The sequence below is a fragment of the Flagellimonas nanhaiensis genome (assembly GCF_003382275.1).
In the GTDB taxonomy this organism is placed as follows: Bacteria; Bacteroidota; Bacteroidia; order Flavobacteriales; family Flavobacteriaceae; genus Flagellimonas; species Flagellimonas nanhaiensis.
Genome location: NZ_QTJX01000003.1, coordinates 271,166 through 292,463, shown reverse-complemented (window position 1 = coordinate 292,463; position 21,298 = coordinate 271,166). Strand labels below are relative to the sequence as shown.

The 21,298-nt window shown below is 40.4% G+C and carries 23 protein-coding genes; 13 read left to right on the top strand and 10 right to left on the bottom strand.

What is annotated here, in order from left to right; all coding sequences use genetic code 11:
* Positions 1 to 183 precede the first annotated feature (183 nt).
* From DX873_RS14210 to DX873_RS14190, 5 genes are read left to right on the top strand one after another with little or no spacing between them, the layout of a single operon-like run.
* Entirely contained in the window at positions 184 to 897 is a 714-nt protein-coding gene (locus DX873_RS14210; RefSeq protein ID WP_116185138.1) for a response regulator transcription factor, read from the top strand.
* Between the two features lie 12 nt (positions 898 to 909).
* A complete protein-coding gene (locus DX873_RS14205; protein WP_116185137.1) occupies positions 910 to 2,403 on the top strand; it encodes a sensor histidine kinase in 1,494 nt (497 codons plus the stop codon).
* Between the two features lie 37 nt (positions 2,404 to 2,440).
* Positions 2,441 to 3,601, top strand: coding sequence for an ergothioneine biosynthesis protein EgtB (gene egtB, locus DX873_RS14200; protein WP_116185136.1), 1,161 nt, complete (start codon positions 2,441 to 2,443; stop codon positions 3,599 to 3,601).
* Between the two features lie 16 nt (positions 3,602 to 3,617).
* Complete coding sequence (egtD, locus tag DX873_RS14195; RefSeq protein WP_116185267.1) at positions 3,618 to 4,583, top strand: L-histidine N(alpha)-methyltransferase; 966 nt, start codon at positions 3,618 to 3,620, stop codon at positions 4,581 to 4,583.
* Positions 4,584 to 4,586: 3 nt separating this feature from the next.
* Positions 4,587 to 4,868: a DUF427 domain-containing protein gene (locus DX873_RS14190; protein ID WP_116185135.1), complete on the top strand. Its 282-nt coding sequence runs from the start codon at positions 4,587 to 4,589 to the stop codon at positions 4,866 to 4,868.
* A 25-nt stretch (positions 4,869 to 4,893) separates the two neighbouring features.
* Here DX873_RS14190 and DX873_RS14185 read toward each other — a convergent pair whose 3' ends face one another.
* On the bottom strand, positions 4,894 to 5,190 hold the full coding sequence (locus tag DX873_RS14185) for an isoamylase early set domain-containing protein (RefSeq protein ID WP_116185134.1): 297 nt from the start codon (positions 5,188 to 5,190) through the stop codon (positions 4,894 to 4,896).
* 158 nt (positions 5,191 to 5,348) lie between these two features.
* Positions 5,349 to 6,428, bottom strand: coding sequence for an aminotransferase class V-fold PLP-dependent enzyme (locus tag DX873_RS14180; protein WP_116185133.1), 1,080 nt, complete (start codon positions 6,426 to 6,428; stop codon positions 5,349 to 5,351).
* Positions 6,429 to 6,482: 54 nt separating this feature from the next.
* Between DX873_RS14180 and DX873_RS14175 the strand changes: the two genes are divergently transcribed.
* Together DX873_RS14175 and DX873_RS14170 are read left to right on the top strand one after the other, a co-directional pair.
* Positions 6,483 to 6,872, top strand: coding sequence for a 2TM domain-containing protein (locus tag DX873_RS14175; protein ID WP_116185132.1), 390 nt, complete (start codon positions 6,483 to 6,485; stop codon positions 6,870 to 6,872).
* Entirely contained in the window at positions 6,872 to 7,363 is a 492-nt protein-coding gene (locus tag DX873_RS14170; RefSeq protein ID WP_116185131.1) for a dihydrofolate reductase, read from the top strand. Before DX873_RS14175 ends, DX873_RS14170 begins: the two co-directional genes overlap by 1 nt.
* 3 nt (positions 7,364 to 7,366) lie before the next feature.
* Here DX873_RS14170 and murI read toward each other — a convergent pair whose 3' ends face one another.
* The 8 genes from murI to DX873_RS14130 all read right to left on the bottom strand — a co-directional run bounded on the left by murI (position 7,367) and on the right by DX873_RS14130 (position 15,443).
* Positions 7,367 to 8,143: a glutamate racemase gene (murI, locus tag DX873_RS14165; protein ID WP_116185130.1), complete on the bottom strand. Its 777-nt coding sequence runs from the start codon at positions 8,141 to 8,143 to the stop codon at positions 7,367 to 7,369.
* A gap of 88 nt (positions 8,144 to 8,231) precedes the next feature.
* Positions 8,232 to 8,741 carry an OmpH/Skp family outer membrane protein gene (locus tag DX873_RS14160; RefSeq protein ID WP_116185129.1) on the bottom strand — a complete coding sequence of 170 codons (510 nt, stop codon included), beginning with the start codon at positions 8,739 to 8,741 and terminating at the stop codon, positions 8,232 to 8,234.
* Between the two features lie 44 nt (positions 8,742 to 8,785).
* Positions 8,786 to 9,622 (bottom strand): OmpH/Skp family outer membrane protein, encoded by an 837-nt coding sequence (locus tag DX873_RS14155; protein WP_116185128.1) that lies wholly within the window; start codon positions 9,620 to 9,622, stop codon positions 8,786 to 8,788.
* 98 nt (positions 9,623 to 9,720) lie between these two features.
* Entirely contained in the window at positions 9,721 to 12,393 is a 2,673-nt protein-coding gene (locus tag DX873_RS14150; RefSeq protein WP_116185127.1) for a BamA/OMP85 family outer membrane protein, read from the bottom strand.
* Positions 12,365 to 13,105, bottom strand: coding sequence for an isoprenyl transferase (locus DX873_RS14145; protein WP_116185126.1), 741 nt, complete (start codon positions 13,103 to 13,105; stop codon positions 12,365 to 12,367). The genes DX873_RS14150 and DX873_RS14145 overlap by 29 nt, the downstream gene beginning before the upstream one ends.
* Position 13,106: 1 nt before the next feature.
* The gene (gene porG, locus DX873_RS14140; RefSeq protein WP_116185125.1) at positions 13,107 to 13,790 is read right to left on the bottom strand and encodes a type IX secretion system protein PorG; all 684 of its coding nucleotides are present in this window, start codon (positions 13,788 to 13,790) and stop codon (positions 13,107 to 13,109) included.
* A 113-nt stretch (positions 13,791 to 13,903) separates the two neighbouring features.
* On the bottom strand, positions 13,904 to 14,785 hold the full coding sequence (locus DX873_RS14135; protein WP_116185124.1) for an NAD kinase: 882 nt from the start codon (positions 14,783 to 14,785) through the stop codon (positions 13,904 to 13,906).
* 1 nt (position 14,786) lies between these two features.
* A complete protein-coding gene (locus tag DX873_RS14130; RefSeq protein ID WP_116185123.1) occupies positions 14,787 to 15,443 on the bottom strand; it encodes a CBS domain-containing protein in 657 nt (218 codons plus the stop codon).
* 86 nt (positions 15,444 to 15,529) lie between these two features.
* Here DX873_RS14130 and DX873_RS14125 point away from each other — a divergent pair, with 86 nt between their 5' ends.
* The 6 genes from DX873_RS14125 to clpP all read left to right on the top strand — a co-directional run bounded on the left by DX873_RS14125 (position 15,530) and on the right by clpP (position 21,287).
* Positions 15,530 to 16,246 carry a pyridoxine 5'-phosphate synthase gene (locus DX873_RS14125; RefSeq protein ID WP_116185122.1) on the top strand — a complete coding sequence of 239 codons (717 nt, stop codon included), beginning with the start codon at positions 15,530 to 15,532 and terminating at the stop codon, positions 16,244 to 16,246.
* On the top strand, positions 16,246 to 17,016 hold the full coding sequence (locus DX873_RS14120; RefSeq protein WP_116185121.1) for an alpha/beta fold hydrolase: 771 nt from the start codon (positions 16,246 to 16,248) through the stop codon (positions 17,014 to 17,016). The genes DX873_RS14125 and DX873_RS14120 overlap by 1 nt, the downstream gene beginning before the upstream one ends.
* A 133-nt stretch (positions 17,017 to 17,149) precedes the next feature.
* Positions 17,150 to 18,673: an SGNH/GDSL hydrolase family protein gene (locus DX873_RS14115; protein WP_116185120.1), complete on the top strand. Its 1,524-nt coding sequence runs from the start codon at positions 17,150 to 17,152 to the stop codon at positions 18,671 to 18,673.
* 77 nt (positions 18,674 to 18,750) lie between these two features.
* Complete coding sequence (locus DX873_RS14110; protein ID WP_116185119.1) at positions 18,751 to 19,095, top strand: phage holin family protein; 345 nt, start codon at positions 18,751 to 18,753, stop codon at positions 19,093 to 19,095.
* 100 nt (positions 19,096 to 19,195) lie between these two features.
* Positions 19,196 to 20,518, top strand: a complete 1,323-nt coding sequence (gene tig / locus DX873_RS14105; protein WP_116185118.1) for a trigger factor — start codon at positions 19,196 to 19,198, stop codon at positions 20,516 to 20,518.
* 88 nt (positions 20,519 to 20,606) lie between these two features.
* A complete protein-coding gene (gene clpP / locus DX873_RS14100; RefSeq protein WP_116185117.1) occupies positions 20,607 to 21,287 on the top strand; it encodes an ATP-dependent Clp endopeptidase proteolytic subunit ClpP in 681 nt (226 codons plus the stop codon).
* Positions 21,288 to 21,298: the final 11 nt, after the last annotated feature.

Below are 21,298 nucleotides of genomic sequence, written 5' to 3'. Positions count from 1 at the left end.
GTTGCAGAAGTATCACAGAAAAATAAAGATTCCTTAACTATTGATTTTCAGCTATTTAATTCTTTAAGCATTAAAATTTGTAAAGAATTGCACCAAAAGTGGACTGTTAGTAAAGGATTGGCCCAAAACATTATGTGAAATGGTGAACTTTCTGTGATACTTAACATTTTTATTTGTTGAACAATGAAAAAAGTACTCATCGTAGAAGATGATTTGGAAATCATCAGTCTTTTGGAAATCCATCTTAAGGATTTGGGCTGTCAGGTATCAACTGCTGATCGAGGTGATGTTGGACTACAAAAGGTTATCGATGAAAAACCGGACCTTATTATTTTGGACGTAATGCTTCCAGGAATGGATGGTATAGAGGTTTGTCAAAAAATCAGGGCAAAGAATATTTTGTCTCCTATCATGATGCTCACAGCACGCTCCGAAGAAATTGACAAAGTTTTAGGGCTCGAAGTTGGAGCCGATGACTATTTGACCAAACCTTTCAGTGTTCGCGAATTCATTGCTCGTGTAAAAGCTATTTTCAGAAGGCAAAAAATGGACATTCCAGAATCTGACCCTGAAAAGAACCCTAAACTTATGGAGTTTGATATCCTTTCCATTGATATTGACATGCGAAAGGTGCTCCTAGATGGTAAAAAAATAGAGCTCTCACCCAAGGAATTTGAACTTTTGGTACTTCTTTCAACCAATCCAGGAAAGAGTTACGACCGTTCAAAACTCCTAAATATGATTTGGGGTTACGATTTTCAAGGCTATGAGCATACAGTTAACTCCCATATCAATCGACTTCGCTCCAAGATAGAACCGGATATGAGCAATCCCAAGTTTATTTTAACCACTTGGGGTGTAGGCTATAAATTTAATGAGGAGCTAGTGGAAGCATAACCAATCCAACCCATGAAAAACAACATACTTTCCATAAGGTTTATCCTAAAACTGACACTTTCATTCCTTACCATACTGTTGTTGGCAGGTATTGGCTATACCATCACCTCCATTTATTTGTCCAACAAATACTTTTACGAGACCACCCAACGGTTACATGCCAATCTAGCCCAAGACCTCATCGATGAAAAATTTAAAAATTCCCACCCATTCGATTCAACCGGGGCAGTGAACAAAGCTCTTTTTGGAGACCTCATGCATGACATGATGGCCGTTAACCGGGCAATTGAGGTGTACCTTTTGGATGAAGAAGGGTATGTTAAATACTCTGTGGTACTGGACCATGATGCACCTGAGACCAAACAAAAAAGGGTAAACCTTGCTCCCATTGAAAAGTTCATCAATGAAAAGGGGAGCAATTATACCCTGGGTGACGACCCCAAAGATTTATCCAAACAAACCATTTTTTCAGCGGCTCACTTCTCCAAAAACGGACAGGAAGGCTATATGTACATCATCTTGGCGGGTGAGGATTTTTTGGCCACCCGCAGTGATCTGTTCAACAGTTATTTTATGCGATTGGGGCTCGGCGGTTCTATATTGACTTTGATTTTTGCCACTCTTTTGGGGGTACTGGCCATTTGGTACCTCACCAGAAGCCTTAGAAAAATCATCTATGCCGCCAAACGGTTCCAGCAGGGTGATTTGCAATATCGAATTGAAAATGCAGAGAAAACCGATCTGGCCAATGTTGCCAGTACCTACAATAGCATGGCAGACACCATCTTGTCTGATATTGAAAAAATAAAATCCGTGGAACAACTAAGGCAAGAGCTGATTGCCAATATTTCACATGATCTAAGAACACCACTATCCATTATACAAGGCTATATTGAAACACTGCACATGAAAGACGCCGAACTTTCATCCGAAGAACGGGCAAAGTACCTTCAGACAGTTACCCGTAGCAGTGAACGGCTTTCCAAACTGGTCTCCCAGCTTTTTGAATACTCAAAGCTGGAGGCCAACCAAATTGAACCTGAGAAGGAACCTTTCCTGATCAGTGAACTGGCCAACGACATCCATAGAAATTATTCGCTATTGGCCGAAAAAAAGAACATTGACCTTCAACTTTCCATGCAAGAGGGCATACCCCTGGTATTTGCCGACATTTCGCTGGTAGAGCGTGCCATTCAAAATTTAATGGACAATGCGCTAAAGTTCACCCCTGAAGGTGGGAAGGTCACCGTTAAAATAGAAACCATGGACAACGATGTACAGGTAACCATACAAGATTCCGGTCCAGGAATTAAAAAGGATAACCAGGCATTGATTTTTGAGCGCTACAGACAAACCAAAATTGGCCAAGAGAAAGAAGGTACCGGTCTTGGTCTAGCCATCGTAAAGAAAATCATGGAAATACACGATAGCAGCATCAAAGTTTTTAGCAAGCCTGAGGAAGGCACTTCCTTTACTTTTAGCCTTCCTGTATATTCCATGGCCTAAACCATTATTCATTATCTTTAAAGAGTAAACTTAAACAATGATTCTAACTGATTCCCTGTTGGATTTCTTTTTGGAAACCCGTAAGCACACCGAAACTTTGTGCGAACCTTTGGAAATTGAAGACTATGTGGTTCAACCCGTGGTAGATGTGAGTCCACCCAAATGGCACTTGGGGCATACCACCTGGTTTTTTGAGGAATTTATCTTGAAGCCACACCTTCAAAACTATCAACTGTTTGATGATGACTTTTCATTTGTCTTCAACAGTTATTATGAAACGGTTGGGAAGCGGGTGATTCGGTCGGACCGCGGAAACCTCTCTAGACCTTCAGTAAAAAAAGTGTACGAATACCGAACTTATGTTACGGAGGGCATCAAAAAGCTTTTTTCTGAAGCGCAAAATGATGAGCTCAATTCCCTGTTGGAAATTGGAATTCACCATGAGAAGCAACATCAAGAGCTGTTGTTGACCGATATCAAGTATATTTTGGGAAACAACCCTCTTTTACCAATCTATTCGGACACCTTTCAGGACCATCCTGTGGAAACCCATCAACAGGACTGGATTTCTATGGAAGAAGGCATCTATGAAATTGGGCACGACTCTTCGGAATTTTGTTATGACAATGAGCTGGGAAGGCATAAAGTGTATCTACAGCCCTATCACATTTCAAACAAACTGGTCACAAATAGCGAATATCTTGAATTCATTGAAGCCGGCGGATACCAACGTTTTGACCTATGGCATGCCGAAGGATGGGATTGGGTGAACCAAAACCAGATTTCCGCTCCCTTTTATTGGCACAATGTAGATGAGAAGTGGCACCATTACACCTCCCATGGACTCAAAAAAATTGATCCCTATGCCTCCATAACCCATATTTCATATTTTGAAGCTTTTGCCTACGCCCAATGGAAAGGGTATAGAATTCCCACGGAATTTGAATGGGAAGCCGCCCAGGCATTTTTTCCTTGGGGCAAACGTTGGGAGTGGACAGAAAGCGCTTATTTGCCCTATCCCAATTATCAAAAAGCAGATGGAGCTCTTGGTGAGTACAATGGAAAATTCATGGTAAATCAAAAAGTACTTCGTGGAGGCTCTGTGGCCACACCGGAAAAACATACCCGACCTACATATAGAAATTTTTTCCACCCCCATTTAAGATGGCAGTTCACCGGATTAAGACTTGCCAAATAAATACGACATAGCTTTTATGCAAAACAAGAACATTCCCTCTTTTACCTCCATTTTTGAACAAGAGGTTTACGAAGGACTAACAACCTACCCCAAACACCTATCATCAAAATATTTTTATGACGAAGTGGGTGACAAACTTTTTCAGGATATCATGGCCATGCCGGAATACTATCTCACCGATAGTGAGTTCAACATTTTGGAAAAGCACAAAGAGGATATAGTACAACTTTTTTCAAATGATGGTCCTTTTAGCCTGTTTGAGCTTGGCGCAGGTGATGGAAAAAAGACCAAAATTTTGCTTCGCCATCTTGTAGATCAAAATATTGTTTTTGATTATCGGCCCATAGATATTAGTCAAAATGCATTGGACAATTTGGAGGTTTCCATTAAAAAGGAAATCCCAGAGGTTGAAATCAATACCATTCAAGGCACCTACTTTGACACCCTAAGGGACATCAACAAAATCAATGGCAAAAGAAAGGTCATCTTGTTTTTGGGATCAAATATTGGCAACCTTCTTCACGAAAAGGCAGTTGAATTTCTTCAAGAGCTACGAGATTCAATCAATGAACAGGATTATGTGTTCATTGGCTTTGACATGAAAAAGAATCCCCAGACCATTTTGGATGCCTATAATGACAAAGCGGGAATCACAGAAGCATTCAACAAAAATCTTTTGGCAAGAATAAACAGGGAAATGGGCGCTGACTTTGACCTGGACAAGTTTTTACATTGGGAGGTTTATGATCCGGAGACCGGAACTGCCAAAAGTTATTTGGTCTCCAAAGAAGACCAACATGTTTTTATAGAAAATCTTCAACTTAAGGTATCCTTCAAAAGCTGGGAAACCATACACACCGAAATTTCCCAAAAATATGACGATGAAGTGGTGGAATGGCTAGCTTCAAAAGCTGGTTTGAAAGTTGTGAGTTCTTTTACCGACAATAAGGTAAGTTACAAGAACTATATTTTTAAGAAATAAGCTATGAAAGCCATTTGGAACAATACAGTAATTGCTGAAAGCAATGATACAGTTGTGATAGAGAACAACCACTACTTTCCTCCAGAAAGTGTAAAAAAAGAATTTTTTAAAACAAGTGAGACCCATACTACCTGTCCGTGGAAAGGTGTTGCATCTTATTATACCATTGAAGTGGATGGGAAGCAAAATTCGGATGCGGCCTGGTTTTACCCACAGACCAGTGAGTTGGCCAAATCCATTAAGGGATATGTTGCCTTTTGGAAAGGAGTCACTATTGAGGAATAAATCCTCAATAGCGACTTTTTTTAGATTAAAGCTCTAGCACTGCGTTCTCTGTACCAGCGTAGTCGTTCCACTGGTAACGATCTGCAGCCTCATCATTGATGTAAGCACCGTCAACCAGATATCTAAACTCGTAAGTATTCTCTTTAGGAAGGTCAAAAGTCCCTTTAAAGGTTCCGTTTTTTAGTTTTTTAAGCATGCTTCCTTTGGGGTTCCAGTTGTTGAAATCTCCAACAACGGCCACTTTGTTGGCCTCTTCTGCCGGAACAGTGAAAGTTACTTTGCACACCGGCTTGCTCTTTAGGTATTGTTTCTTTATTGCCATGGTCACAATTCTTTTAAAATTATAGAGCAAAACAATATATAAAACGTCTTATTTACAATAAGTTAAGTTCGATTTATCATATTGATAAAATGCCCATAACAATAGGATTACCTTTACAAAATTAGCCCGTGTTTTTTTTCAAAAAGGAATTTTAGTCATTAAGATTTCAGCATTTTGACAATGAGCTCTATTTCCTCTTCCGTGTTATAGAAGTGAAAACTCAACCGAATTCCTCCACCGCGGTAGGAACAGACCACATCTTGCTCGTTAAGTTTTTGGAACAATTGCTGATCTCCTTTTATGTTGAAAATTGTGCTATGGCCATCCCGATTCGCCACACTTTGTTCCAGCAATCCCATGGCAGTGAACTCCAATTTAGCCTTTTGGGAAAGCTTTTTTAATTGTGTTCCAATATGGGGCATTCCAATGGAGTCTAAAAATTCCAAGGAATATTTGAGGCTTCCAAAGTTCAGAGAGTCCAAATGTCCGGGTTCCAAATGCTTGCAAAATGGAAGATTGTTTCTTTTGGACCCGTCCCTATCCACGGAACCATTGCCTATGCTCTTTAGGTCAAAACGTCCTTTGATTTCATCCTTGACCATAACAAAACCGTTTCCAAAACCTGCCAACAACCACTTATAAGAGCTTGTGGCCAAAACATCGATTCCAGAATCCTCAAAATCAAATTGCTCAGTGCCACAAAACTGGGTGCCGTCCGCCATGATCAAAAGATTTGGGTGGTCATTCTTCAGTTGTTTCAGAAATTCCAAATCTATTTTTACTCCATTTATCCATTGCACCAAGCTCAACGCAAGCACATCAAATTTTCCGGTTTCTACTTTTTCCTGGATATTTTTTTCCAAATGTTCGTCTATCTCCACATAATCCCTATCGAAGCCTCTTGTCTCGAAAGGCCAATTCAATGAGGGGTAATCGTTATTGAGAAGCAATACATTTTGAATCTTGGGCAAACCTTCCAACAAAGTATTGAGCCCAAAACTAAAATTGGGCACCAAGGCTACATTTTCGGCTTTACAACCGAAAAAACTCCCAACTGTCTCCCGAATTTGAGGCATCTCCTCAAAACTCTTCATTTTCATTTTACTGCCCCCGATCAAATAATCAAGGTCATGTCCTTGCCTCCATTCCATCAAATCTTCACTTAAGAGTCCCGTAGCTGCCGTATTGGCGTAAATACATTGATTCAGGACTGGAAATTTCTTTCTTAAATTCTGCATTTCAGATGTTTTGGGATCAATTCAGTTATATTTGTTGTTAAAGATAGCCAATACATGTTGTCCTTCGGAAAAAAGAAAAAAACCGCTATAGATCTTGAGCAACACGAGCTTTTGGAACATGCGCAGCAACGCATCAAACAAAAAAAGCGATTATTCTCCCATTTGGTCATCTTTTTGATCGGTAGTGTTTTTTTGATTCTGATCAACAAAATTTTGAAATACGGTGAGGCTTACGATTGGTTCATTTGGGCCATTCTCTTGTGGGCCTTCCTGTTTATTTTGCATGCCTTCAACGTTTTTGTGACACATAGATTCATGGGGCAGGAATGGGAACGCACCCAGCGAGAAAGGTTGGTTGAAATGCAGAAAAAACGTATTTCTGAAATCCAGAAGGAAATAGAAACCGATTTCCCCTTATCCAAAATCAATAAAAAAAAAGAGTAGTGAAGCGACTGATCATTATTGCCGCTGCGGGTGAAAACAATGCCCTGGGCATAGACAATGACCTACCTTGGCACCTTCCGGATGACTTTAAACGTTTTAAATCGTTGACTTCTGGGCATAAAATCATTATGGGAAGAAAAACCCTGGAAAGTTTTCCAAAGGCGTTGCCCAAAAGGGAACATATTGTGGTCACCCGAGATAGGTCCTATACGCCAAAATTCCCTTGTGTTGTAGTTCATTCTTTGGAAAGTGCCACCGCTCTAGTGGGTGAAGATGAAACTGCTTTTATTATTGGTGGAGGAGAGATCTATCGTCAAGCCATGGATTTTGCCACGGATATTGAGCTTACAAGAATCCATGCTGATTTTGAAGCGGATACTTTTTTCCCTGAGGTAAATGATGCTGAATGGGAATTAATTAAAACGGAATATCATCCTTCGGATAATCGACACAAGCATGATTTCACCTATCTTACCTATCAACGGAGGTAAATATCAGAAGTCCAAATAGGAAACGTTGACATTGCTCCCTTCCAACAAACTCTTCAACACCTCTATTTCGGCATTGGAATAAAACACATCTGTTTTTTGATTAAGCTCTGACAACAATTCCTTGTTCTCCAAAACTGCCTTGGTCTGTCTTGCAACGGCTTCTCCGGAATCAATTATGGTTATGTGGGAAGGAAGTATTTCTTTAAGTACCGGTATGAGGTAAGGGTAATGTGTGCATCCCAAGACGAGACAATCAATATTTTGCTCCAACATTGGGTCCAAAAATTTTCGCAATAGCATTTTAGTTTCAGGAGTGTACACCTTCCCTGCCTCTACCAATTCCACTAAACCTTTTCCTTCTTGTTCCAATATGGTTATCCCTTCGGCAAACAATTTGGAGGTATTGTGAAACAAATGACTGGAGAGGGTCCCTTTTGTAGCCAAAACACCAACCTTTTTGGTTTTGGTATGAAGTGCGGCCGGTTTTATTGCAGGTTCAATACCAATGAATGGGACACTATAGTTTTCACGTAAATAGCCGATTGCATTTGTTGTGGCGGTATTACAGGCAACTACAATAATCTTGCAGTTCTTTTGAATGAGCAGTTCTGTGTTCTTTTTGCTCAGTTGAATAATTTCTTCCTTGGATTTTTCTCCATAGGGAGCATTTTTACTGTCGGCAAGGTAAATGGTAGTTTCATTGGGAAGCATTTTTCTTATTTCCTTCCAAATGGATGTTCCGCCCACGCCAGAATCAAAAATACCTATGGCTCTTTGCATGTTTAAAAATAGCTACTAATGTGCTTTTGACATAAAAAAACCGCTTTTCCTAAAGAAAAAGCGGTCTTGGTTTTTTTTTGAGTATTGATTAAAAGCCCAACTCTTGTTTTACTGCAGGCAATAAATCCTTTCCTTTTGACACGATCAGGCTCAACCCTGGGCTAGCATCGATTACGTAATCGAAACCTTGGGCGGCAGCGACTTTTTCAATGGCGGCTTTTGCCTTCTCGGAAATGGGAGCAAACAATTCTTGTTGCTTTTTCTGCATTTCTTGAACCGCAGCTTGCTCAGCCTCTTGGATGTTCTTCTCAAAACCTTGTAGCTCTACTGCTCTTTTTTGGTTTTCCTCTTCAGATTTTGAAGTGGCCTCATTAGAGTACTGGGTATATTTATTCTTTAATTCCGTCATGGAACTCTCAATATCAGCTCTGTAAGTTTCCTGTAGCTTTTTCAATTCTGCTTGTGCTGCTTTCATCTCCGGCATTTCAGACAACAATTGCTGCACGTTGATATGGGCAACTTTACTCTGAGCATTTACAAACCCCGTAGCAGCTACAAATAAAATAAGAGCTACAGCAATTTTCTTTACATTTTTCATAATCCTAAGTTACTATTTTGAATGTTAATTTTAGTGTTTCAATATTATTGTTGTATTGAATCCTTTGGTTGTTCCTGCGCTTTTTTTCGCTCTTCCAATTTTGCTTGTCTTTTGGCCTCGCGCTCTTCCAATAATTTCTTTCTTCTTGCCTCGTAAGCTTTCTTCCTTTCTTCCCGCAGTCTTAACTGTTCTTCTCTTCTTTCATCAGCGGCCTTTGCCTTTGCATTTCTTGCTTCTTCAGCTTGGGCCTGACGCTCTTTCAAGGCCTCGCTTATCTCTTCTTCCGCGGCAGATTCCTCTTCCTTAAATTTCTCCAACCTATTCTGCTCTTTCTGTTTTTTGTTTGATTTGCTCACTTTTCTTGTTCGAGCTATCTCCCTTAAAACCAAGTCGCTGATATCGTGCCTTTTTTCGGAGTACAACATTACAACATCTGCGGATTTATCGAAAATAAAATCATATCTTTTATTTCCTCCTATTTTCTGGACTTCATTGAAAACCTGATCTTGAATCGGCTGTATCAGTAATCGTTTCTGAAGAACCAAATCTCCTTGAGGTCCAAAACGGTCTTGCTGATAATCCAACATCTCTGTCTCCAAAATCTGGATTTCCTCTTCGCGCTCAGCTATCAATTCATCCGTCAACAATACTTTTTCCGCCATTAAATCCTTCTTCATTTGCTCAATTACACTTTGTTTGAGCTCAATTTCCTGTTTCCACTTTTCAGCCTTGTTGTTCAATTGTTCGGTAGCATCTCTATATTCTTCGACATTTTCAAGAATATATTCCATGTCCACGTAACCAATTCTTACTCCCCTTTGGGAAAACCCGTAAAAGGAGACCAACAAAACAAGTAATGGCAAAAGAACTTTGGTATTCATCTTTAATTCCGCTTTTTACGTAGAAAATATCGTGCCAAAATAACTAATTAATTTAAAATGAGTTATTTAAAAATTGTTAAGCCACTATTTTCCTTTGATTAAAACTGCTGCCCGATGATGAAGTGCGTTTGCCAGCCGCTTGGTCCAAGCGATCCTGGTCTGGCATCTGTATCAAAGCCATAACCAAAATCGATTCCCAACAGACCGAATGCCGGCATAAAAATACGTAGCCCCACTCCGGCAGATCTTTTTAATTCAAACGGATTATACTCATTAAAATTGTTGAATGCGTTACCTGCTTCCAAAAATGAGAGCGCATAGATAGATGCTGACGGCTTAAGCGTTAACGGATATCTAAGTTCCAAGGAAAATTTATTGTATATGGTACCACCGTCTTGTTCTTGCCTTCCAGTAATTGGATTGGTAATGAACGGTGTAAGGGAACTGTTTTCATATCCTCTTAACTGAATCACATCCCTACCATCTAAAGTAAAGTTTCCTAAACCATCTCCTCCAACAAAAAATCTCTCAAAAGGAACATTACCAATATCATTATTATAGCTTCCCAAGAATCCAAATTCCGCATTGGTACGCAATACCAGCTTATCCACTAGATTGGTATACCAGTCGCCCTTAAATTTAACCTTGTAAAACTCCAACAGCTTAAAGCGCTCCTCCTCCATTCTTTCCAATTCGTCACTTAGCTCCTGAAATTCCAGCTGTTCTTCAACATCTGTAGGATTAGCCCCGATTTCAAAAAGTCTTTCTGTAGTAGTTTCAATGTCGTTCTTAAGCCTTTTGTAATCTTTTGAGCTAAAAAGTGAGTATGGCGGTGTAAATTTTGCTGTCAACTCAAAGTTGGAGCCATACAAAGGAAAAATTCTACTTGGACCTTGTGAACTTCTGGAGATTCCGATGGTATAGTTCAAGGAGTTGGAACTTCCGTTTCCAAAATTGAAAAGTCCATTGTTAAAGTCATTGAAATCGTATAGTTGATAACTCAACGCATGTGAAATGGTGAAGTAATCATCTGGCCATTGCACCCTTTTGGCAAGACCCGCAGAAATTCCTGTAATCGCGAATCCCCGACTTCTATCTACATCCAATCTACCTCCACTATCAAAGTTAGTGGCAAATTGTTGTGTTCTGGATAATGACAAGTTAAACCTCACAGGTTTTTTACCTCCCAGCCAAGGTTCAGCAAAGTTTAGACTGTATACACGGAAAGTCCTACTGGCCTGCAAACGCAAAGCAAAAGTCTGCCCATCTCCCATTGGAACAGGTTTATAGGCTTCTCCATTAAAAATGTTCTTCAGGGAAAAGTTACTAAAGGACAATCCCAAAGTACCGATGAAACCTCCACCACCGAAACCACCTTGCAGTTCTATTTGGCTGGAACCGGCTTCCACAAGGCTATATTTTATATCTACCGTACCTGCGTTGGGGTCAGGGTTTTGAATATCTGGAACTATTTGCTCGGCATCAAAAAAGCCAAGTTGTCCCAGTTCCCTAATACTTCTTACAATATTATCCTTGCTGTATTTTTGTCCCGGTCTGGTACGAAGCTCCCTAAAGATTACATGATCATTGGTCTTGTCGTTTCCAACAACGGTTACGTGGTCAAGAAAAGTCTCCTTACCTTCTATAATCCTGATCTCAAAGTCAATTGTATCGTTTACAGCAGAAACTTCCACCGGATTAATACTAGAAAACAAATATCCGTTGTTTTGATACAGGTTGGTCAAATCCTCAGCATCGGGCTTGGTGTCATCCGCTATACGTTTTTTTAGCAACACTCCATTGTATGTGGAACCTTTTCTAATTCCGAGTACCTGGCCCAATTGTCTATCCGTATAGACCGAGTTTCCAACAAAGTTGATGTTCCCAAAGTAATATTTGTTCCCTTCCTCAACTTTGATCTTTAAATCGATATTGTTCTCATTGACTTTTACGAAAGTGTCTGAAAGGACACGTGCATCCCTATATCCTCGTTCTGCATAAGCATCCACCAAGCTGGAGAGATCCTCTTTGTAGTCAGCTGCAATATATTTTGATTTCTTCCAGAATCGATAGAACTTTTTCTTCTTGGTCTTTTTCAGCGATTTGCGAAGTCTTTTATCTGAAAGTTTATCGTTGCCTTCAAAGGAGATACTTCTAATCTTTACCTTATCACCTTTGTTGACATTGATTACCATATTTTGGGTGTTGGTCCCAGAAGTATCCGCTGCGGTGGCAATATTTACCGTAGTGTTTAGGTAACCCTGTTTCTTGTATTTATTTTGAAGGTAGTTTTTTGTATTTGCAATAAGACTTTCCGTGATTTTCTTGCCTTTTTTAAGATCGGTATCGTTTAAGATATCTTCAACCTTTCTCTTTTTAACACCATAAACGGTAACGTTTGCCAATGTTGGACGTTCTAGAATATTCAATTCCAAGAAAATATTGTCACCTTCAATCTTGGTATAGTACATTTCAACATTACTGAACAGCTCCAAGCCCCATAATTTTTTAATCACAGCACTTATCTCGTCACCGGGAATGGTAATGGGCTGACCAATTCTGAGACCGGTATACGTCTTTACGGTCTGGGCATTGTAACTCTGAAGGCCAGTTACCTCAAGACCACCCAAAATATAGACCTTTCCGTCTTCAAAGGAGGTTTCCTGAGCAAAGCCTTGGCCCGTAAATAATAGTAATGTAAAAAATAGAATTAGGTAAGGCCGAGTGAAGTTTGTTATACCTTTAATTGAGTTGTTCGCTAGTTTTTCCAAATCGTCGTTCTCTATTTTGGTAACTTAATATTGCTTCTACCAAATGATGCTCACTAAAATCAGGCCAAAATACATCAATAAAATATAATTCGGCGTATGCTATCTGCCAAAGTAAAAAATTGCTTATCCTTCGTTCACCACTGGTACGGATAAGCAAGTCCACATCTGGCATGAAATGCGTGTAAAGATGAGTATTTATAACGGTTTCGTCAATATTTTCAGGTGAAATTATATTATTTTTAACTTTGGTAGCAATCTCTTTTACAGCGGTTTTAAGTTCTTCCCTAGACCCATAGCTCAATGCCAAGGTAAGGGTGGTTCCCGTGTTTTTTGATGTTTGTGAAATAACTTCAGAAAGTTCTTTTTGTGCCTTGGAAGGCAAGGCTTCTATCCTACCAACTGCTTTTAGTCTAATATTGTTTTTGTTGAGGGTTTTTAGCTCTTTGCGAAGTGAGGCCACCAATAGTTTCATTAAGGTCTCCACTTCCAATTTGGGCCGATTCCAGTTTTCTGTGGAAAATGCATAGAGCGTCAAGAATTGTATTTGCAGTTTGGCACAGTTTTCCACGGTCCTTCTAACCGCTTCTACACCATTTTCGTGTCCGAAAATGCGAAGTTTTCCGCGTTGTTTGGCCCATCTACCATTACCATCCATGATAATGGCCACATGTTTTGGAAGGTTGTTAGTGTTTACGTCCTCTAGCGTGTGCATTTTACTGAAAACAATCCTGGCAGGGCTTGCGTCCAAAGGTATACGTTAGCGTAAAACCTGAAAAGACATACCAGTCATCGCTCAATATATTGCCGAATCTAAATTGCTCAAAATTGGAGCCTTCTGGGTTACTTGCGTCCAAATTGTCCGTAAAAGTATACCTAGCTCCAATCTCGGCGCCAAGAATCAGGAATTGGTTTAACCGATACTTTGCCCCAACCGTCATTGGAATTGCAAAACTACCTTCTTTTTGGTTAATATCCTGCACTTGAAGGGCATCAAAATAATTAAAATCGTACCTAAAGTAGGTCAAACCCGTATAAAGATAGGGTGTAAAGGCCGGTCCGAGCTTGTGAAGATTATATTCAACATAGTTAAATTCTATACCCACAGAGGCTTCCAGAATGGAATTGTCCATCACATAGTCGCGTTGTCTTCTTGAAGATTTGCTGGATTTGGAGTCATCTGCGGTAAAGTCACCATACAGCACACTGGCTCGCCATGCATATCTTTTGCTCTTGTTCCATTTAAATATGCCTCCAAAAGCTGGTCCAGATGGTAATATGAAGTTGGTTCGTCCCACATCACCGATCATATTGGTTCCTCCCGCGAAGATACCAACCTCGTAGGTCTGGGCACTCACCTTTAGCACACCACACAGAAAAATAGCCAAAACTATCCGCATACAATCAAAAAATTACACATGTTTAGGGAGTAAAGGAAAGTCTATAGATTTACTGTTATGCATGTTCTCCTTTGATAAACAGTTTTTAACTCCTTTTATTGTTTTTGAATGATTCAATTACGTTTATCTTCTCCCCAAAGTAATTTATTGCGAAGTGTTTTTAGGAAGCTTTCTGATTTGTATTCTATCATTTTTACGGTAAAATCCGATTTTTTTATTCTTATTTCCTTTCCATTGGGGATATCTGCAATTCTAGAATCCAAAGAAACCAAATGGGTCTTTTCCCTTCCAGAGACTTTTAATCGTATTTGAGTGTCATCGGCAATGACCAACGGACGTGCATTTAGATTATGTGGCGCTATGGGTGTCAAGACCAAAGATTTTGCGCTTGGAGCTATTACCGGACCCCCACAACTTAATGAATAGCCTGTAGAGCCTGTAGGTGTAGAAACTATTAGACCATCGGCCCAATACGATGTGAGGTATTCATCATCCAACCAAGTTTCCACGGTAATCATGGAAGTGGTATCCTTGCGACTCACGGTGATTTCATTCAGGGCAAAGTTTAGATTCCCAAATTGGGAAAGACCCGAATCGGTATCCACTTCCACCAAGGTGCGTTCTTCCACAGTATAATGACCTGCCGAAAATTCAGTGACCACCTTTCTTACATCTTCCTTTTTAAAGGTGGAAAGAAATCCCAATCTTCCCGTGTTGACGCCTACTATAGGTATCCCTAAATCCTGAACATAGGTAACTGCCCTTAACATGGTACCATCTCCACCAAAACTGACAAACATATCAAAGGAACTATCAAGACCAGAGTTCTGGGAGAACTTACCAAATTCATATTCCGGCACTGACCGGGAAACCTGAGCCCCAAAACTCTCTTCCAGAAAAACCGATGCACCTACGCCTTGGAGCTCTTCAAACAACTCCTTTATATAGACCATATCGCCTTCTTGAAAGGCATATCCATATATCGCAACCTTCATGTTAAACGTTTAGGTATTTTTCCAGATAATCTGAGCGCTCTTTAAGATCTTCTAGAAACTGGTCATCGCTATTGCCAAATACAATGGTGTAGTTATATCTTCTAAAGGTTTGGGCCACCTCATTCAAGTTTTGGGTCCCAATTTTAAGCGTTATCTGCACCACATCATTTTGGGAATCGGTAATAAATGCGCCCAAAAGTCGTGCGTTGTTGCTCTCTACAATTTGGGCAATTTCACTAAAGGAATAGTCCTTCATTCCAGTAGCTACCACAAGAATAGCTCCGGGCTCCTTAAAAAAAGGAGTGTCAATGAACATTCCAACAACATCCTCTAGATCGTAATATCCGATAATTACGTGGTCCTTGTCCAAAACAGGCAAAATATTTGCCTCATTTCTAGAGAACATTTCCAGAACGTCCAACCACGAAGTTTCCTTGGTCACAAAAAAAGTTTCCAGCTCAAATCTAAAATCTTCAATTTTTTTATCCTCCTCAAAACAGGCAAGGTCGTTTTCAGAGAGCAATCCAATATAGACCCCATCCTCCGTCACTCCTACATGCGAAAAAGTGGTCTCTTCAAAAAAACGTATCACCTCCTTTAAGGTCTCGGAGACCTCAAAAACAGGTATGGTAGTTATGATCTGGCTCTGGATATGCATGACATTTCTATTAGGTGCAAAATACTAATTTTAAATCGCAAAAGGCGTGCCTAATTCTTATTTTTGCCTTTCTTAAAATGAACTTTATGACAAAGTTAAGCGTCAATATCAATAAACTGGCAACGCTTCGAAATTCCAGGGGAGGTAACATGCCGAATCTAATAACTTCTGCGAAGGACATAGAATCTTTTGGCGGCCAGGGCATCACCATTCATCCTAGACCGGATGAGCGCCATATCAAATATCAAGATGCGCGCGAACTCAAAGATGTGGTCTCCACCGAGTTCAATATTGAAGGAAACCCAATTCCAAAGTTTGTTGACCTTGTTTTGGAGGTAAAGCCCACCCAGGTAACGTTGGTTCCGGATGCAGAGGATGCCATTACATCCAACGCCGGTTGGGATACAATCAAACATAAAGACTTTCTTGTGGAGGTAATAGACACCTTCAAAAAGAATGGGATTCGTACTTCTATTTTTGTCGACCCCAATGTTGAGATGGTAAAAGGAGCGGCTGAAACTGGTACAGACAGGATAGAACTGTATACGGAGAGCTATGCGTTGAATTTTGCCAACGGAGAAAAAGAAAAGGGCATAAAACCTTTTGTTGAAGCCGCCAAGATGGCAAACAAGCTGAACCTAGGCATAAACGCAGGGCATGATTTAAATTTACAGAACATCAAATTCTTCAAGGAAAACATACCAGATTTGCTTGAGGTTTCCATAGGACATGCCCTAATTTGTGAATCCATTTATCTAGGTCTCGATAATGTCGTAAACATGTATTTACACCGATTGAAATGATGCCATTACTACATTCAAAAATATTGGGAGAGGGAAAACCCTTGCTCATTTTGCATGGTTTCCTCGGGATGTCCGACAATTGGAAGACTTTGGGCTCTAAATACGCCGAGAATGGATTTCAGGTCCATCTCATAGATCAACGTAACCACGGAAAGAGTTTTCATTCCCCAGATTTCGATTATGATTTTATGAGCACTGATGTGGAGCACTACATGGGCCACCATAACATAGAAAGCGCTGCCATCATGGGTCATTCCATGGGAGGAAAAACGGCCATGCATCTTTCCGTTGCGCAGCCAGAGCTTGTCAACAAACTTGTTGTGGCCGATATTGCACCCAAATTCTATCCTCCCCATCATCAACTTATAATAGATGCCCTGTTAGAATTGGATTTCAATCAGATCTCCAGCAGAAAACAGGCAGATGAAATGCTATCTCAAAATCTCGCGGATTTTGGAATACGTCAATTTTTACTGAAAAATCTATATTGGGTAGAACAGGGAAAATTAGGGTTACGATTCAATTTGGACGTACTTAAAAACAAAATGGAAGAGATTGGGGAAAACATCAATGCCACTTCCACCTACCAAAACCAGACCTTGTTTTTGCGTGGAGATCGTTCGGAATACATCCTTCCTCATGACTTCTCCCAGATACGAAAACATTTTCCAAGTGCAGAGATTGAAACTGTTGAGAATGCTGGGCATTGGCTACACGCCGAAAATCCACTGCAGTTTTTTGAAAAGACACTCTCCTTTCTGAATTCTTAATTTTACCCCCATTTTATTATGCATGCATAATTTTTTAATCCATTTTATTGTCTGAATGACAAATTTCACCTAGATTTGGTTAATTCTGATTTAACCATAATTTAACTTATACTAACTCAAACAGATTTCAGATATGAAAAAGTTTTATGCCTTACTTCCATTTTTAGGCTTATTCTTGATTGCATGTGAAGAAGATGACACCCCAATAAACACCGACCCAGATCCGGACCCCATAGTTTATACCGCGGGAACCGCAGATTTCTCAAAATATGTCGCAATAGGAAATTCCCTTACAGCAGGATTTTCGGATAATGCCCTTTTTATTGATGGGCAAGAGGCCTCGTTCCCTAATATGTTGGCCACCAACTTTGAACTAGTGGGTGGTGGGGCTTTTCAAATTCCATTTATGGCGGACAATCTAGGAGGAGCAACGCTCCAGGGCAACCCAATATTGGGCAATAGATTGTTCTTGGCCTTTACACCTGATGGACCAGCACCAACACCGGTTGCGGGACAGGGCACAACAGAAATTTCAACAAAACTTTCAGGACCGTTCAATAACATGGGTGTTCCAGGTTCAAAAAGCTACGAGTTGTTGGCACCAGGCTACGGCAGTGTTGCCGGCGTGGCCTTGGGCACGGCAAATCCGTATTTTGCAAGGTTTTCTTCTTCGGAATCCGCTACAGTGATTGGCGATGCAGCTGCACAGGGAGCAAGTTTCTTCTCTTTGTGGACCGGAGCTAATGACATTCTACTATATGCCACCAACGGAGGTTCAGGGGTAGATCAAACAGGTAATTTGGACCCTTCCTCCTATTCCAGAAATGATATTACAGACCCTACTGTTTTTGCAGGTTCCTTGGACGGCATCTTACAAACGATGACCGCAAACGGAGCAGATGGGGTAATCGCCAACATTCCAGATGTAAAGGATATTCCATTTTTCACTACTGTTCCACACAACCCGGTTCCTTTGGATGAGGCAACCGCAGCATTGGTTAACGGTGCCTACGCAGCATACAACCAAGGTATTGTGGGGGCATTTGCCTTTCTTGTGGGCATGAACGCAATATCCCAGGAGGATGCTGATGCTGAAATTGCAAAAAGAACCATTTCCTTTTCTGCAGGAGATACCAATGCCGTAGTACTCATTGATGAAGATTTAACAGACCTCACAGGAATCAACGCTGCCCTTGTAAGTATGAGACAAGCCACTGCAGATGATTTAATGGTGCTCACTTCCAGGACTTTTATTGGCACACTGGCCAATCCTTTGGACCCAACTTCCATAAATGGAGTTGCAGTGCCTTTGGCTGATCAATGGGTACTTACTCCTGAAGAGCAAGCCAATATTGAAAATGCCCTTATGGCGTATAACCAGACCATTGAAAACTTGGCCACGGCATACGATCTAGCGTTTGTTGACGCTAATGGGCTTCTAAATGACTTAAAAACCTCAGGTTTCCGGCAATCCGATGGAAGCACCGTAACGGCTACTTTTGCCACAGGTGGTGGATTTTCTTTAGATGGTGTACACCCTGCCCCTAGGGGATACGCAATTTTGGCCAATGCCTTTATTGCTGCCATCAATGGTAAATATGGTTCCAACCTTCCTTCGGTAAACCCATTGGATTATACGGGACTTTATATCAACTAAACAAACATATTTTCTTATCTTAAAGGCACCTTTAAAAGGTGCCTTTTTTGTACTCGCTAATTTAAAAACGGATTTCCATGAAGCTGATTATTAAACTTCTATTGAATGCCCTTGCAGTAGTTATACTTGCCTATATACTCCCAGGCGTCGGTGTAGACTCGATGATGACGGCAATTATTGTTGCTGTGGTATTGAGCTTGCTCAACTTTTTGGTAAAACCGATTCTCATTATTCTAACATTGCCCATTACCTTGGTTACGTTGGGACTGTTCCTTTTAATTATCAATGCGGTAATTATTCTCATCGCGGCCCATTTCATTTCAGGATTTGAAGTTGTCAGCATTTGGTGGGCATTGATTTTTAGTCTCCTGCTGTCATTTTTGCAATCAATTCTGCACTCCATTCTCAAAGAGGATAAATAGATTCTGTTTTTGTTGACATTCAACACTTTAAAAAGTTGCTGGCAAACTTAAAATGCATTACTTTTGCCACCCATTTTTGAATAGCAAACGAGTTTAGGAAATGAACATTACCAAAGAGCAGATTGACGAACTAAATGCAGTTGTAAAAGTTGCCATCAGCAAAGAAGATTACCAGGAGAAGGTTGATACTATCCTAAAGGATTATAGAAAACAAGCAAATATTCCAGGTTTCCGTAAAGGTCAAGTTCCCATGGGACTGATCAAAAAACAATATGGAAAGGCGGTTTTAGTAGATGAGGTGAACAAATTGTTGCAAGACAACCTAAACAAATATCTTACTGAGGAAAAATTGGATGTCCTAGGAAATCCACTTCCAAAACAACAGGAAGATTTTGACTGGGAAAGTGATAATTTGGATTTTGAATTCGAGTTGGGCCTTGCCCCAAGCTTTGATGTTAAGCTAAAGACCAAAAAAGCAGTTACCCAATACAAAATTGTTGCGGATAAAAAGATGATTGACGAACAAGTGGAACGTATTCAAAAACAATATGGAAAACTCGTTTCCAAAACAGAGGTAGGGAAGTCTGATGAGGTCACTGGAACATTCACCAATGAAGCCGAGGAGATAGAGAACAAGACCACTATTGAGCTTAGCAAAATAAAGGCCAAAAAGGCTTTGGATGCACTTGTTGGAAAAAAAGCAGGAGAATCTGTTACCCTTAAGACCAAGGGACTCTTTAAAGAAGATTACCTGTTGTCAAGCTCCTTGGGCATAGCCAAGGAAAAAGCAGAAAAACTGAATATAGAGGTGACCTTTACCGTAGAGGAAATCAATGAAAGACAGCCTGCGGCTTTGGACCAGGAATTGTTTGATAAGCTTTTTGGGAAGGATAATGTAAAAACTGAAAAAGAGCTTAGAGAACGAATCAAAGACGATTCTGAAACACAATTTGAACAGCAATCTGACCAGAAATTGTTGAACGATATCACCGAAAGGTTGATTGACGAGACCAAATTCAACCTTCCTTCTGAATTTTTGAAAAAATGGATTCAGATCAGTGGAGAAAAGATGCTGTCAGAAGATGAAGCAAGCGAAGAATTTGAAAAGTCTGAAAAAGGTCTTCGTTACCAACTTATCGAAGGAAAGATAATCCAAGAGAACGAGCTTCAGGTACAACTGGAAGAACTTAAGGAGTTTGCCAAAGGATTTATAAAATCCCAAATGGCACAGTATGGCCATCTAGATCCTAAGGAGGAAGAATTGGAGAATATCGCCACCCGAGTATTGGGCAATCAAGATGAAGTAAAAAGACTTTCTGAGCAGTTGATGAGCCAGAAGTTGTTGACGCTTTACAAGGAAAAATCCAATCTTAAGGTAAAAGAGGTCAATTACGAGGACTTCGTGAAGGAAGCTTACAGCTAGTTTCCCTAAAAGAAAATTAAGTATCTTTACGGTGCCGAAAAGCTTAGTTTTCGGCACCTTTTTTTTAAGATAAATCGAAGAAAATCCTATGGATTACGGAAAAGAATTCAAAAAATATGCTACCCAGCACCATGGGATCAACAGCATGTACTACGATCAGATTCTTAGTAGCATGTATCCCATGAACATGACCCCAAACATCATTGAGGAAAGACAATTGAATGCCATAGCAATGGATGTTTTTTCCAGGTTGATGATGGACCGTATCATTTTTTTGGGAACCGGGATCAATGATCAGGTAGCGAACATTGTTCAGGCCCAGTTACTTTTCTTGGAGAGTGCAGATGCTTCCAAGGACATACAGATCTACATCAACTCTCCAGGTGGAAGCGTATATGCCGGACTGGGAATATACGACACCATGCAGTTCATTAAACCAGATGTGGCTACTATTTGTACAGGAATAGCTGCCTCCATGGCTGCTGTATTGCTTTGCGCCGGACATGAAGGCAAAAGAAGCGGTCTTACCCATTCGCGTGTAATGATCCACCAACCCCTTTCAGGAGCACAAGGCCAGGCAAGTGATATTGAGATTGCCGCCAAAGAAGTCCTAAAGATTAAGGACGAGCTTTACCAAATCATTGCCAAGCACTCCGGACAGTCTTTTGATAAGGTTTATGAAGACAGTGACCGTGATTATTGGATGAAAGCGGATGAGGCCAAAAAATATGGCATGATTGATGAAATTTTGATTAGAGAAGACTCCTAAACCAGTGAAAA